The following is a 15,296-nucleotide window of genomic DNA, read 5'->3' as shown; positions in this document are numbered from 1 at the left end:
CGCGACAAGAAGAGCCGGGGTAAGTTGAAATATCAGCTATAAAATTATGACTGAAGAGAATTTAAACAGGCTCTAAGTATTATACGGGGAAAAACAAAAATGTGGCAAATCTAATAACGGCAAGGATATGGGTTATCTGGTGAAAAACGACTGTTGTATTTCTCTCTATCCGGCAGGTGACAAACTGTTTACGCAGAAGTGCGACGGCTTGTTCCTGATTGACCTGAAAAACGGACAACAGACGCGTTATCATTCTTCGCAACTGCAAAACCTCAATATCCATAGCTTGTGTTTTGCCGACAAGAACTTCCTTTGACGCTCGCTTGACAACGGAATATCATCAATTATCCTCGAACCGGCAACCTATCTATGGAAAACAAATACCGACACAGGCACTTTCTTCGATGCGACATCTTTCAACGGAAAGACTTATATCGAACTGACGTTACTTATATATACGAAGAAACCGGCAAGAAGATGCAAACTTCCATGTATCAACCTAAATTATCAAGTAGAGTATAGGCCGAAAACAATAGGAAAATAAGTTTGCCTACCTCTATTAAACCTGTGACATAAGTTTGCCTAGTTTGTCAAGCGATTGCACATGATACTTCTCAATACACTCAATGCATTGGTGAAGATAATCTTCGGATATTTCCACTCCATTCCACTTATACCAACGCTTCACCATTTCAAAACCTGCATGGTGCTTCTTTGCGATATTCCAGATTGTGATGATATCATCCTGTTGTTTTCTCAATTTTAACCGTTTCAGTTCAAGTACCCCTTTATAGATTCCGATTTCTTCATCATAGATAAGCTGTTTCCTCAGAGTCAGTTCATCATCTCCCAGAAAAGTGATATGGGTCATGAGCTGTCGTTCGTTACTGAACTCGGCTACAGCGATGCCATGGTCGGAAACAATGAAATAACCGCCATTGTTCTTGCGAGTATACAAGACATCCGTATTATTATACACAAAGTAATTGAACAAACTTTCCCCTTTGAGGTCTATTTGATAATGATCAATGTAGCGCTCTTTGTATCGTTGCATGAAGTGTGCCGTGTAATGCATTATTATATTTGAGGACTTGAAACCTGTTATTTGGATATAGCCATTGCTTGAAGCACCAATGACAGGAGCGTAAGCTTGAAATGCCAAAGCATGCATATATGAATTGTATCTCCCCTCCAGCGTCCATACATTTTTTCGGGTGGTGGTGACAGTCATACGCTGGGGCGCCACAGGAAACGGACTCGTCATCGCTGCTCTCTTACGGACTTTATCTATGAACATGTTCGCTTTGGTCGATATTGCAATGAGGTCTTTATGCGCTTCGGCATACAGTTCCTCCCGGCTCATACTTGTCAGAAACATACTTGTTTTTTTTATAGGAGACAAAGATAGTGTTTATTTTCAAACGGGACATCATCCGCCGGAGAACTTTTGCGCGAAAGGGAGTATCAGACGGATGAAATCTGTTACATTGTAGGATTTAACAATCCTTCGTACTTCGCCCGTTACTTCCAGAAACAATTCGGGATATTGCCGAAAGATTATGTGAAAAAAGGAGGATAAGAGTAAATTTCAATACCTAAAACGGTAAATCACAATATTGGCAATTTGTTTCCTCATTCGCAATGTGTGAACATTGCAAATCAACATAACTAATATCTCTTATTTTAGAACGATACTTATGAAATGTTTGGATATCATCCAATTCTTCACGGCGACATTCACTGATCTTCAGAAACTCTTCTTCTTGGTCAATGCCCAAAAAGCGTCGTCCCAATAGATTTGCAGCAATACCCGTTGTAGAACTGCCACATAATGGGTCAAGTACCCATTCTCCCGGTCTCGTCGAAGCCATAATGATACGAGAAAGCAAAGCAAGCGGTTTCTGTGTAGGATGCTTGCCGCAAGCTTTCTCCCAAGGTGCAATGGCAGGCAATCGCCAAACGTCAGTCATCTGTTTACCATCGTTTAGCTGCTTCATCAAGTCATAATTGAAATAATGAGGTTTCTTTTCATTTTTACGGGCCCAAATGATGAACTCAGTACTATATGTAAAATATCGGCATGAAATATTAGGAGGAGGATTGGTCTTTACCCATGTCACTACATTTAAAATCTTGAAGCCCAATTCTGTTAGACAGTTGGCTACAGAAAAAATATTGTGATATGTGCCTGAAACCCATATCGTACCATTATCTTTCAGCTTCTCCCGGCAAAGTCCGATCCATTCCATATTAAACTCCATCACTTTCTGTGGAGTCAGCCCCTTGTCCCAATCGCCTTTATCAACACAGACAATCTGACCATTTTGTACACTGATGCCACCATTGGAAAGGAAATATGGCGGATCGGCAAAAATGCAATTAAACTTGAAATTGAATTGTCGAAGCAACTCACAGCAATCACCATGTAGAAGCGTAAAATTGCGGTTAAGAGATTTGAAGTAAGATTCAATCATTATCAGTATCAAACACGCTGTTTATAATTTCCTCTAACATACCATGTTTCAGCATATAGAAGTTGAGAAGATAGTCTAAGTGCCGGAATCCTTTTAATAACTGATTGGTAGCTGATAACCAACATTTACCATCTGTTACCAGAGCAAAATCTATTCCTGAAGATTTTAAATCATTTTGGCGATTAATATATGAATCAATAATTTCTTCAGGTTTAGAACCAGAACCATTGTAGAAATTAACTTCAAAGTTAATGACTCTTTTCTTTTTGACATCCAACACTATAAAATCAGCTTTCCGTTCAGCAATATCCTCAGAAATATCAAATCCATAATCTTTAAGCACTTTGAATTGCTTTTGTGTCAGAAGTGTCAATGGATACTGATTGCAACAAACTTTCTCAAACAAAGGTTGGCAAGCTAATTCAAATGCTTTCCCCCCTCTATTTTTACGCCCATTAGAATCCATCCCTACCAGAACACCTGCAATATAGTCTAATGTACTTTTCTCTATTATATTTTGATACAGGTTTTTCAAACCCATTTTAACAAAAAAATCATAGTACACCTCTATACTATTTTCATCAAATAATTCAATTGTCTTTGAGAAACTATAAACCAAATGATCCGCACTATCTAATTCATCTTGAATGATTGTTAATTTTTCTCTGCCCCTATAGAGCTGTTCTCTTTCACTTTTAGCTAACCCGAATAAAAAAGGAAATAACAATCTTACACTGGGAAGTTTAGAAAGAAGGGTGACAAATTGGGATTTAAAGCTATCATCCTTACATCCTATCAAGACATCCATAGCATGAATTTCAACCAAAAATCCTTTATAACCATCTATATTGTTCCAATCAACATAATAATTGAAACCTCTATTAGTCAACAATAGATTACTAGTGAAAATCTTATTTAAGTCTTCAGGCTTCTGATTTAAAAATGCCATAATGCAAAATATTAAATGATTAAATTGCAAACTGAAAGTCATCCGCAGGATACACTACTGCAGATTCATAGTTTCTTACTAAAATCTCTGTCAACCGACCTCTCTTTGATGCATTTGCATTAACGCTACGAGAAGCATAAACCCTTTCAATTATATAATTGCCATACAATTCTTCAAAGAATGTGTCACTTGGATTATGTGAACTACAATCAGAATTGCTAAGCATCATCCTACAACCTAACCTTGTTAATCGAGCAAAGAATTGAGCCAAGCGTATTTGTTCGGCATCATTAAAACTCTCTTTTGAATAAGATGTGAAACTTGAAGTTGCACTAAGTGGACGATAAGGCGGATCGAAATAAACAAAAGTATTGTCATCGACAAATCGTTCTATTTGAGAGTAGTCACCACAGAGAATTTCAACATTCTGCAACACAGAACTATCTTCCATAATTAAAGCTTCATCACAAATGGTTGGTTTAGTATACTTCCCAAAAGGTACATTGAAATGCCCTTTAGAATTTAAACGATGCAAACCATTGAAACAAGTACGGTTTAAGAAAATAAATAGGGATGTTTTTATAACATCATCATGTTGTTCCACATTATAGGAATTTCTGATATTTAGAAAATAATCCTTTTTTGCTTCTTCACTATTGAGCTGATGAAACTCCAATTGAAGCCTTTTCAATTCTGCAATAAGAAGCTCAGGCATATCCCTTACCACTCGATAGGCAGTGGTAAGATTAGGATTCACATCATTGATAATTGCACGACCTATATTGGGGAATTTTTGTAACATATAAAACAATAGCGCTCCCCCACCTACAAAAGGCTCTATATATGTAAAAGAGTTTGCTTCGTAAAGGTCGCTAGGGAGGATGCGTTCAAATTGCGTTAGCAATTGTGTTTTACCACCAGCCCATTTTATAAAAGGTTTAGCCATAATAATTTCTATACTCTATTTTGAGTTACGAAAAACAGATTGATTGGTTATGCAAAAAGGTGCATTTTAATATCCATCTATATATTGTACTATTACAACTACAAAAGTAAGCAAAAAAAATGAAAGTCATTCAGAATTGTATAGGTAAATAGTTGAGATAGATAAGCGATAACAGACTAATCTTTACAATATCATGCTTCATTCCAATTTGCACCTTTATATTCAGTCTAATCCAATCACTGCATCACAAAGGATGCAAAGCCCTGATACACTCAATTGGGTATTAGCATATAGCCAGGCTAGCCCATAAGAGTCCGACATATATCTTTTACATGATGAATCCGGGATTCATTCTTTCAGAATTGAGTACATCTTCATATCCACCACAACACCATTTTTTACCGCATTCTTCCTCAATGTCCCCTCTAACTCAAACCCGCATTTCTCAAGGATGCGGCAAGAAGCGACATTATGTGCAAAGGGTTCGGCAAAAAGCCGGATTATATCCGTATTTTGAAAAACATATTCGCATAGCTGTTTCACAGCGCTTGTACCGATACCTTGACCCCAATAAGGCTCTGCAATGTAATATCCCACTTCGGCAGTTCTCGAATGTATGTTGCTTTGGCGGAAGGCACCTATGCTACCTATTGCCTTATCATCGACAGTTATTGCAAATGAGAACGTACTTTCCGAATCGGCGGCATTCATTGCCTGTATAAACTCCCTTGCATCATGCACTGTATATGGAAAGGGGATGCCATCCCGCAGGTTATCCAGTATATTCTTATTATTCAGTGTCTCTGCAATATCTTCTGCATCCTCTATCCGCCAATAACGTATTTTACATTCCATATTATGATTACATTTTACGATTATACCCTCTTTTTCCTGATACGTCCGTAAAACTACAAAATTAATCCAAAACCGGAAATAGACTTGATTTTATTTTTCCAAAAGAAGAAGAACGGACTGCTCAAATATAACGACAACAACTGGGCAGTTCTCAAACCGGGAGAACGAAGTACCGTACGAACATTCTGACTTCTTACATACTGAGTATCTGAATCAAATAGGAATATCTGAAAACAATAAAGAACAAAAACAAAGCAAATAGTAGAATGCGGAGATTGTACTCCGAATCTACTATTTGCTTCCCTAACCATTTTACAAGAAAAATAAAATGAATTATTCAGGAATGGTATGATACATCAATCATTAGAACTGATGCATCCTCAATTCCTTATCAACCAATATTCCGTCTTTCAAAGTCAATTCAAACTTCACTTTACGTTTCGCTTTCAATTTCAGGATAAACAGTTCTTCCGAACCGTTCAATGACTCCTGTTTGCCTAGGTTGACAAACGTAGGATAGAGGGATTTCACGCCACTGGTATGCATGCGGTCGTAAGTGAGGTTTTCCATTGCTTTCATATTCAATGATTCTACGCCTACGAACTCATAGTCATTCTGGTCGTAAGGCAAGGCAAAGCTAAGTGCGTTCACTGCTTTCAGGTCATTGCCTTTGACACGAATTTCAACGATTTCATCCTTCTGATACAGCCGTTTCGGGGTGCTGATTGACAAAGAACCCGATACTTTGAGCGTATCCTTTCTGCCGATACCGCCTTCAAGCTGGGTGGCTACCACGGATATGTCATAAGCGTCTATCAGGTCATTCATGTTTATATCACCTTTGCTGATATATCCCTCATAGTCCGAATCTCCACGGCGCAAACCTGTGTAGTTCATATAAGAAGTCAGGTCGTTGCGGTCAATCTTGCCATCATTGTTGATATCTCCCTGCAGGTAGCTGGCTGTTCCGGGCACTTTGAATATGTAGAGTTCACGACCGGAAGCGTAGTTGCCCACACCTGCCGTTATATTGAGCTTGATATAACGTGCGGTAGGATGGTTGGCAAATTCAAAGACTTTCACTTCACCATCACGTTTCCAGTCGAATGCTCCAGCTTCCGTCCAGTGCTCCTTGTCCATGCTGTAAGACACGGAACCTTTCAGTATCGTACCGTTTCCGGCATCGGTGCGTGGCAGGTAGTGGAACTTGTCAAGCTGGTTAACGGTCTTGAGGTCGATAACCAAATCCAGAGGAATAGCGTTGGTACGGTATTTTGTATGCCAGTTGTCACCAGACTCGGCAAAGTCGAACAAACGGTTGACACCGAATCCTCCCTGTGAAGGAGCGGTAGATTCACCTTCAATGCCATGGATGGCAAATTCCAGCGGGTTCGCTTTCGTAGTTACCTGGATAGCAGCCCAATCGGAAACGCCGTCCTTGTTGACTGCACGCACTTTGAAAGAATAAGGAGTCTCGGCTTCCAGTCCTTCAAACAGGAGATAAGTGTTGCGGATGGTCGTGTAGAGCATTCCGCCAAACTCGATTTCATAGAAGTCGGCATTGGATACCTTGTCCCAGGTTGGTTTCAAGGTGTATGCTTCCCGGTTTTCTTCGGTTACCTGCGCATTCTGCGGAACTGTCAGGGCTCCGGTGGTTACACGATAGCGGTCGGCAGCTTCAAAACGGAAGCCTTCCACGTTTACCGTGGTCTGACGGGCGGTAATATCGGTAGCAGCCAGTCTTACACGTACTTGCGGATTCTTCGTGATGGTCACTTTTTCGAATTCGCTGCCTTTTGTGGCAAACTTGTTCAGATTCGGAGTTTCTTCATACCAGAAAACATTTTCACCTTTCAGGAAGTCATCAACTGTATTTACTTCTGTCAGTTTCACGTTTTTGCCGTTTATCTTGACTGACAGTTTCTTCGGCTTTTCGGTGACATTGATACGCAGTTCCGTCTTTTTATCTTTCACGAAGCCGTCGAAGTTGCCGGCTGCCGGATGGATGGTAATCGTCAGGTTATTCTTTTTGGCATTCACATCGGATTCAATCAGGGTAGATACGGATTTCTCCTGGCGGTAAGCTTCCGTCACGCCGTCATCGTCATACTCAACGGTAGCGGTATGGCGGTTCGGGTAAAGCTCATAGATGCGTATGGACGGGTCTATCTCGCTGACATTGTTGTGGGGGTGGGTCATCGGGATGATAGAGCCGTTTTTCACAAATACGGGCAATTTCCAAATCGGGGTATCGAAGTTGTTGAGGATACGGTTGCCCTCGTACTTCTCACCGGTAAAGTAGTCAATCCAGGTTCCTTCGGGCAAGTAGATGCCGTCACGGATGTCATTGCCTTTCTCGTCGGCTTGGGTATTCTGGTAAACAGGAGCCACGAGAAAGTCCGTACCGTACATGAACTGGTACTGCGTGGCAGGACCGTAAGTGTACGCGTTGGGGTAGTCAAGGAACATGGCGCGGATTAGCGGCATTCCGTCCACCGCTTCCTTGGCAAAACTATATGTGTAGGGGATTAATTCGGATTTCAGCTTCAGGTACATTCGGTTGATGGATGTAGCCGGTTCGCCTAAAGCATGGGGGTACTTCTCATTGGCGCCCCAGCCATCCATATTCAACTGCATGGGGGTAAATGTCTTCCATTGGAAATCACGAATATTGACTGTTTCATTCTTGCCACCGAAGATGCCGTCCATATCCGAACAGATGTTGGGCTGACCGGAAAGGCCGGAACCGATATAAGTCGGTATGTGGAAACGGATATATTCCCATACGCCGCCTGTCTGGTCGCCCGACCAGATGCCGGCGTAACGCTGCGTACCTGCCCAACCGTCGAGAGAGATGATAAAGGGACGGGCGTCATTGCCATAATAAGGCATGATATGTCCTACATCGGCCACACCATTCAGCCCGAAGGAGTATCCAGCTCCTACCCAGGCAACGTCGGTTTTAAGTACACGTACACCTGCGTCACGCACTTCTTTCACGATGTCGCGTTGCAGCAGAGCGCTTACACCTTCTTTTGGATGCAGGTCGGACTGTGTCCAAAGTCCGATTTCCACTCCGTTCTTACGGGCATAATCGCCCAGACTTTTCAGGTTGGCGATGTTGCCGTCCAGCGTTTCCGTCTGTCCGTAGCCGGCGCCGTAACCGTCGTTGGGTAGCAGCCAACCGAGAGGCATGTCATGGTTCTTGTAGCGGTCGATAACGGCACGCGCGGAGAACTGGTAGTTGTTTTTTTCACCGTTCAGGGATTCTTTGATGCCGCCGTTGTCTTTCTGGCTCTCCTTATAACGTTTTCCGTCTTCGAAGAGGATTCCTTTCTCGTCCTCTTTCCAATAGTCGCGATTGTAGGCGTTGAGATGCCCTTCGTAGAAACCGAATTTGGGCAGCAGGACGGGATTTCCCGTCAGTTGGTAAAAATCGTTCAACAGAGCAACGGCTCCATCGTTGACCATGTAAAATAAATCAAGGTAAGAAGAATTATGGGATAGTTTCACTACGTTTTTTTCTGTTGCTCCAAAGTCATACTGTCCTTTCTTGAAGGTGTACCACATCATTCCATAGCCTTTTGTTGACCAATAGAAAGGGCAGGGGGAAGCGACTCCGCCGTCTGTCCAGCTGTTCTGGTTTTCGATGGCTATCACCTTGCCTTTGTGGGAGAAACGCCCGTTCTGTACGCCACCACCATAGAAATATTCGTCCGGCTGTTCTTTCAGGGTGACGGTCACTTCTTTCGGACTGAATGCTACCGGAGCAGTCTGTTCGATGACACATACGTTTGTTTCGAGGTTAAAGACTTTCATCAAAGATGTCTGTTTGTCGAACTCAATCCGTACCTTTCCGGTGGTCAGAATGATACGGCCGTCCCTGTCATTCAGTGCAAGGCCGGATACCTTGCGGCGGGGCTGGTCAACAAGTATTCGCGCTTCAGGTTTCGCTTCGGGATCACGAATGATGCCTCCGGAGTTATCCTGAAAAATACGGAAGATGTTCTCTCCGTAGAAGTCGATAGTTATCCGCTGGTTGTTTGTAAACAGCACATCGACTGTGGTCGGATTTACCTTTTCCGCCCGAAGGATACCTGAAGTTTCGGATGCTTGTATGGAAAGAAACGAAATGGGATGTAATAACAATACCAGTAATGCGATAAACTTGAGATACCGCGAAGAAAGAGAATGACTGTTTTTCATGCTTTATTTATTTAGAATTAGACATAAGATGCTTTTCGTAATACAATGATAAATACACGTAAATCTCTTGCTACCCTAATTTTATAGCCTTTTTTTTAATTATTCTTTGTTCTTATTACTTTTTTTCACTATTCAAAGGTAATAATGAGGGAAACGACTGTTTACTATCGAACCGACATGCCCCATGCTCGGGGATACATACGGAGCAGTTCGAGATTATTCTTTCCGGCTTGTTCGACCTAGTACCGAAACAAACCGAGCCATGTACTTAAGTTACTCAAATCTTCTACATCATTTCATCGAGTGTAGTACTTGCTCCAAGCCATTCTTCTACTCGTTACAAACAAATCTCCTACTAACTATCAAAGTAGAAAAACCGTTTTCAGCCTTCAGTTCCTCAAAAAAGCTCCTTTTCATCGGTCCTTTTCACTGAAAGCACACCTGAAAGCGAAAATGTATAATTCCGGTTTCTTCTGTTATACTTACTTTCAACAGAAGCTTTGCTTTATTCAGCCCACATGTTAGTATGTTTCGGCCACGAGTAAGCAGCCATAAGGCCACATCACAACTAACTTTTGCCTACGTACTGGATATATATGTCTACCGGCAAGCCTGAAAAAACGGAATAAGTTCAAATCCGTACGATTATGAATAAATAGTCACATACTAATAAGAAGCTGTTGTAGGAATACCCTCCTTTTCCAGTAAAGCGACAATCCGGTCCAACTCTTCATGAGTGGCTTTCTGCAAATCATGGTCGGGCGTTTCACGGTCAATCGTATATATCATCACTTGTCTAGGAGCAATTTCTTTGACTGCTTCTATCCAGGGAAGTACATATTTATCAGATGTATTATCCATATCTTTTCCCTGATGACCACCTTTCAGGAACATTGTCTGTACGATACAGTTTCCCTTGAATTCTTTCATTTTCTCAATAACCTTCTTCACGGAATATTTTCCGTTCGGACGGTCTAATTGACGGATATATTCTTCGTCCACCGTATCCAGTTTCAGAATATTATTATCAATCTTATTAAGCGCATTAAAGACTGCGGGACGGTCGATAAACGTAGAATTGCTTAAAACACTCACTTTCGCTTTTGGGAAATACTTGTCGCGAAGCGCAAGTGTATCTTCTATGATTTCCGGGAAATAGGGATGCGCAGTCGGTTCACCGTTTCCGGCAAATGTCAGTACATCGGGGGCGGGGCCGTTTGCCTGCATGTCTTTTAGTTTCTCTTCGAGAGCTGTGCGGACTTCTTCACGGGTAGGAAGAAGTTTCTTCGTACGACGTTCGGCATTGAAACCACACTCACAATAAATGCAGTCGAATGAACAAACCTTACCGTCGTCCGGCAATAGGTTGATTCCCAAAGAAACGCCCAAACGGCGGGAATGAATAGGGCCGAAGATGGGCGAAGGAAAAATAACAGTCATATTATTATCGTCATTTAATCATAAATTACAGCAAAGATAACCCAAAACTTACAGGTTACCCTATCTGTACAACCATTTTTTCATCATCTCAAAACAAATTACCGCTATCCAACAATACTCAAGAAACAGAAGATATATTACTTGATTCTCTTCATAAGTCAAAGTATACATATCACGTACTTCTACTTGGGGGGGGCGTTGCGCCAAGCTCTTTCATAGCTTCACGAATACGCAGAATACGGGAATCAAGAAGTTGCGAATCGACTCCTATCATTTTATCAGTTAATTGCGAAGTCAACTCTACATATCCTCCATGAATATTTTGCTTGTGCAGATAGTCAATGCAATGTGTACGGATGATTGTATAAAAAGGATACATTAAAACTTGATACGCAGCTGCATTTGTATATCTGCTTTTTTATTTCCCCGGATTAAATCATTGCCAGAACCAATCTCCTTCCGGTCCAAATAAACGGTTTCCCCGAACTTGGTTATGAACAACCAGTGTTTGTTCAGTTCATACCTCAAACGGATGCTACACCGGAACCCGTGACCCTGGAATGAAGGAGTATAAAATGTATAGAGCAATCCTTTTTCGGATGCATACGTACGCGAATCATAACTGTCTGTAGAAAAGTAACTGCCCTGAACGTCAGCAAACAGCCTGGTCCAAGGCAGTCGGGAGGATATCATTTGTGTAACCTGATATCCTTTATCAGCAGCTCTGTCCTGAGAATGAAAATGATTATAATCTAAGGTTGTACGACTGCTTAACACATCTCCTAAAGAATAGTTCAAACGATAACGTAATTGGTGATGAAAAATAGGAAGTGTTAGCGTTCCTTTACTTCCTGTCAGGTCACGCTCTTTTTGTTTATAACGATATCTCAAATCCATTGAGAGATTAGCGCGCGGGGTAAAAGTAGCTTGGAGCAGTCCGTCTGTTCCACGGGAAGATTTACTGACCCGGTATCTTTTCCAAGGAAAAGAAAATAAATCGAATGAAGCGAAGAATTTCCAATAGGCAAAAGGAGAAGCCTCCATGCCGATATAATATCCCTGTTCATTTTGCGTCGTACTTCCTTCACCGAAAGAATGGGCGAACATGGCCCAATAATCATAAGAATAGAACCGATGTATCAACATGATTTGAGTGTTTTGAATCGGTGAATATTGCAAACGATTCAAAGATGCCCAACCTTGTTTTCCAATGGCTGTTTCTCCCTGAAAAGAAAAACGACGCCAGCGGTAAGCATAATCTATCCCCAGATTATAGAAGTTGTTTCCATGAAGATTGTATTTTGAATAGCCTGTTAATTCCGGTTCGTATGGTCGGTTGAAAAGGTAGTAAATACCGGTGATACCCAGGTGGATACGGTTGTGTTGATAACTCACGTGTCCACCTGTCAGTTGCATGGTGAGCAGGTTCTTTTTATCTGCTTCTTTTTGGCTTCGGTGCAGTCCGGTTTTATGGATAGAGGTGATTGCTTCGTCAGTGATTACTCCATCCAATGAACGGTGTGAATAAAAACCAGTAATATCCCAATCTTTAGATAAGGCAATAGTAGCCGCCACTCCCCGGAAATAATTGTATTCATCCGTAGAAGAGTGTTTCTTTATCCCACTGCTACGATTGTTGAAAGAAGAAGCATAAATTGTCTTTCCCATCAGATAATCCGTACTAATCACCAGCCCCTGACCAAAACTAAGCCGATAGTTGCCGACAGCCAATGCTTTCAACCGTCCACAGTTTTTCAATAACAGATAAAAGGAATAATAATCGTATCCGTAACGATTGTGCAAAGCTCCCAAAGGTTCTCCGGCGTCTTTCTCGGCAACGACTCCAGCGTAAAGCCGGTCACTATATCGAAAGCTATATTTCACTGAGTTATAAACAGCAGGTCCCAGATAGGTATGTTCATAACCTTTTCGCTTGTAAAATGGTATATCAAAGCGAGTTAAGAGTTCATTCTTTCCATACTTGGCTGCGCTTTTCAACAGGCTTTTCCACCGAAAGGCAGGTTCATTGTCAATAACTTTTATACAGACAAAAGGCAACAAATGCTGGATAGTCTGCCTATCCATGTCCTCTATTAACTGAAGTTCATAGATGGTTTTCATCTGTCCGTGTATATAGATATAAGCCAGCAGATGTTCAATCTGAATAGCACTCAGGAAAGGAAACTGTTCGAGTTGTTCACGGGTAGCAGTATTCAAATTAACGGGTTCTTGCAGACGATTGGAAAGTTCTTCCAATTCATTCTCCCAATTCAAGGTATTAACAGAGTTATCAATATCGTTATTAACAGACAAATCTTCAAGAATATCTTCTAAAAGACTTTCAGAAGGGTTTTGAGCACTACAAGCAGGAATTATGAACAGGCTGTTTATAATACTTATCAACCGAATAAGTTGAGTCGTTTTCATCAATAAAATGTATATTATCTTGTTGTATCCTTACGAGCAAGGCCGCAAAGATACTTTAAATAGGTTAACATCGAAGAGAAATGTCTGAATAATAAAATTTTAATCCTATTTTTGTATCGTGAAAAGGAGGCTTAACATAGTAATAATAACACTGTTTGCTATTGTTGGCTGTACACTGCATGTACAGGCTCAGGAGAAGCAAAGCATGAATGGATACTTGGTTCCGATGTGTATCTACAATGGAGATACGATTCCATGTGTCCAGTTAAGAACTGTGTATATCTTCCGCCCACTAAAGTTCAAGAACGAAAAGGAACGCCAGGAATATTACCGACTGGTACGGAATGTAAAAAAGGTATATCCTATCTCCAAGGAAATTAACCAAGCTATCATCGAAACTTACGAATATCTTCAGACTTTGCCCAATGAGAAAGCCCGCCAGAAACATATCAAACGGGTGGAAAAAGGTTTGAAAGATCAATATACTCCCCGAATGAAAAAACTCTCCCTAACACAAGGGAAACTGTTGATTAAATTAATAGACCGCCAAAGCAATTCTACCAGTTATGAACTGGTGAAAGCATTTATGGGACCTTTCAAAGCGGGGTTCTATCAGACATTCGCTGCGCTGTTCGGTGCCAGTCTGAAAAAAGAATATGACCCGCAGGGTGAGGATAAACTAACAGAACGCGTGGTGTTGATGGTGGAGAACGGGCAAATCTGAAAAAACAATCGTGGATTGATAAGTTTATCACTCTCTCTCTCCTACATAAACTTACTGAATTTATCAACTACTCAGATATATCAGTTTTCATTATCAGTTACCATTATCAGTTACCGGTTATCATTTCAGCAATTAACAGGCTTCCCGCAAGGTGTTAATTGCCGCTTTCTCAGAAGTTAATACTTGAGTTCCCAGCTATTAATACTTATCATGCAGGCTGTTAATACCTGACAACTCAAGTATTAACAGCCTGCAAACGGATTATTAACAGCGATAACAACTGTCTGCCCGACACTATCATTCCACTCTATGGTTCTATACGGCTACGTATAGTTATAAACAGCAAACAACTATTGATTATGAACAAATTAACTAAGCTATCAACCCGTTATAAACAACTTATTAACCAATCCTGTATCATGACTATGAACGTAACTTTTTGAACAAATCCCAAATCACAATACCGGTTGTTACGGAAACATTCAGAGAGTGTTTGGTACCATATTGAGGAATCTCTATGCAGCCATCCGAATGGTCAATAACCTCCTGTTGTACCCCTTTCACTTCGTTTCCCATTACGATGGCGTATTTCTTGGTTTTATCCAGTTCCAGTTTGTCCAACATGATGCTTCCTTCCGCCTGTTCTACGGAATACACGATATATCCTTCTTTCCGGAGGTTATCAACAGCATCAACAGCGTTATTAACATACTTCCAGTCGACAGTGAACTCTGCACCCAGTGCAGTCTTATGCATTTCAGGATGTGGCGGAGTGGCCGTTATACCACACAGATAGATACATTCAATACGGAAAGCATCCGAAGTACGGAACACAGAACCTATATTGTGCAAACTACGAATATCATCCAACACTACCACCAGAGGCAGTTTTTCAACCTGTTTAAACTCTTCGGCACTGATACGGTTCAGCTCTGTTATTTTCAGTTTACGCATACGTCTTTTCTTTTATTATGTTCTCGTCCACAAAGGTAATTCTTTTCAGTTAACAAGGTGTTGATAACGGTTTAAAACCTGTCAAAACTATCGGCAAAGATTTTGAAAAATAATTCTTGCATTATTCAAAAGAAGGTATAAGAGGCCTTCGTTATGAACATTCCAAAAAACTAACCCAAAACTTTCTACACAGACATAAACATATTTTTCAGCACTTATCTGCCTGTTTATATCCATAAAGTTTTTAACTTTGCACTTTATCAACAGGGAGTTAATAGCAAACTTCCATTTGACGGCATTTAACGATGCTTTCATTGATAA

General features: G+C 41.0%; 12 protein-coding genes and 1 pseudogene. 3 read left to right on the top strand and 10 right to left on the bottom strand.

Going from position 1 to position 15,296, the window contains the following annotated elements:
- Positions 1-127 precede the first annotated feature (127 nt).
- Entirely contained in the window at positions 128-316 is a 189-nt protein-coding gene (locus NSB03_RS14240) for a hypothetical protein (RefSeq protein ID WP_257466453.1), read from the top strand.
- A gap of 243 nt (positions 317-559) precedes the next feature.
- On the opposite strand, the gene NSB03_RS14235 is transcribed toward NSB03_RS14240, so the two are convergent.
- On the bottom strand, positions 560-1,378 hold the full coding sequence (locus tag NSB03_RS14235) for a hypothetical protein (RefSeq protein WP_121766860.1): 819 nt from the start codon (positions 1,376-1,378) through the stop codon (positions 560-562).
- A gap of 57 nt (positions 1,379-1,435) precedes the next feature.
- Here NSB03_RS14235 and NSB03_RS20895 point away from each other — a divergent pair.
- Positions 1,436-1,579 (top strand): annotated as a pseudogene (locus tag NSB03_RS20895) (helix-turn-helix domain-containing protein); the annotation flags it as partial.
- A 16-nt stretch (positions 1,580-1,595) separates the two neighbouring features.
- Here NSB03_RS20895 and NSB03_RS14230 read toward each other — a convergent pair.
- The 8 genes from NSB03_RS14230 to NSB03_RS14195 form a co-directional block, all read right to left on the bottom strand.
- Positions 1,596-2,474, bottom strand: coding sequence for a DNA-methyltransferase (locus NSB03_RS14230; RefSeq protein WP_024987767.1), 879 nt, complete (start codon positions 2,472-2,474; stop codon positions 1,596-1,598).
- Positions 2,467-3,423, bottom strand: coding sequence for a DpnII family type II restriction endonuclease (locus NSB03_RS14225; protein ID WP_159102143.1), 957 nt, complete (start codon positions 3,421-3,423; stop codon positions 2,467-2,469). Before NSB03_RS14225 ends, NSB03_RS14230 begins: the two co-directional genes overlap by 8 nt.
- A gap of 19 nt (positions 3,424-3,442) precedes the next feature.
- Positions 3,443-4,369, bottom strand: coding sequence for a DNA adenine methylase (locus NSB03_RS14220; RefSeq protein WP_217938287.1), 927 nt, complete (start codon positions 4,367-4,369; stop codon positions 3,443-3,445).
- Between the two features lie 348 nt (positions 4,370-4,717).
- Positions 4,718-5,224: a GNAT family N-acetyltransferase gene (locus NSB03_RS14215; RefSeq protein ID WP_024987765.1), complete on the bottom strand. Its 507-nt coding sequence runs from the start codon at positions 5,222-5,224 to the stop codon at positions 4,718-4,720.
- A gap of 363 nt (positions 5,225-5,587) precedes the next feature.
- Positions 5,588-9,430 carry a TIM-barrel domain-containing protein gene (locus NSB03_RS14210; RefSeq protein WP_024987764.1) on the bottom strand — a complete coding sequence of 1,281 codons (3,843 nt, stop codon included), beginning with the start codon at positions 9,428-9,430 and terminating at the stop codon, positions 5,588-5,590.
- A 666-nt stretch (positions 9,431-10,096) separates the two neighbouring features.
- Positions 10,097-10,870, bottom strand: coding sequence for a radical SAM protein (locus NSB03_RS14205; RefSeq protein ID WP_024987763.1), 774 nt, complete (start codon positions 10,868-10,870; stop codon positions 10,097-10,099).
- Between the two features lie 172 nt (positions 10,871-11,042).
- Positions 11,043-11,249, bottom strand: a complete 207-nt coding sequence (locus tag NSB03_RS14200) for a sigma-70 RNA polymerase sigma factor region 4 domain-containing protein (RefSeq protein WP_024987762.1) — start codon at positions 11,247-11,249, stop codon at positions 11,043-11,045.
- Positions 11,249-13,297, bottom strand: coding sequence for a helix-hairpin-helix domain-containing protein (locus NSB03_RS14195; RefSeq protein WP_257466452.1), 2,049 nt, complete (start codon positions 13,295-13,297; stop codon positions 11,249-11,251). The genes NSB03_RS14200 and NSB03_RS14195 overlap by 1 nt, the downstream gene beginning before the upstream one ends.
- A gap of 145 nt (positions 13,298-13,442) precedes the next feature.
- Between NSB03_RS14195 and NSB03_RS14190 the strand changes: the two genes are divergently transcribed.
- On the top strand, positions 13,443-14,021 hold the full coding sequence (locus tag NSB03_RS14190; RefSeq protein WP_024987761.1) for a DUF4294 domain-containing protein: 579 nt from the start codon (positions 13,443-13,445) through the stop codon (positions 14,019-14,021).
- 423 nt (positions 14,022-14,444) lie between these two features.
- Here the strand turns inward: NSB03_RS14190 and NSB03_RS14185 are convergent, their stop codons facing one another.
- A complete protein-coding gene (locus NSB03_RS14185; RefSeq protein ID WP_024987760.1) occupies positions 14,445-14,975 on the bottom strand; it encodes an RNA methyltransferase in 531 nt (176 codons plus the stop codon).
- Positions 14,976-15,296 lie beyond the last annotated feature (321 nt).

Source organism: Bacteroides acidifaciens (assembly GCF_024623065.1).
Classification (GTDB): domain Bacteria; phylum Bacteroidota; class Bacteroidia; order Bacteroidales; family Bacteroidaceae; genus Bacteroides; species Bacteroides acidifaciens.
The sequence above is the reverse complement of the archived record's forward strand: the minus strand, read 5'-3'. Positions and strand labels throughout refer to the sequence as shown.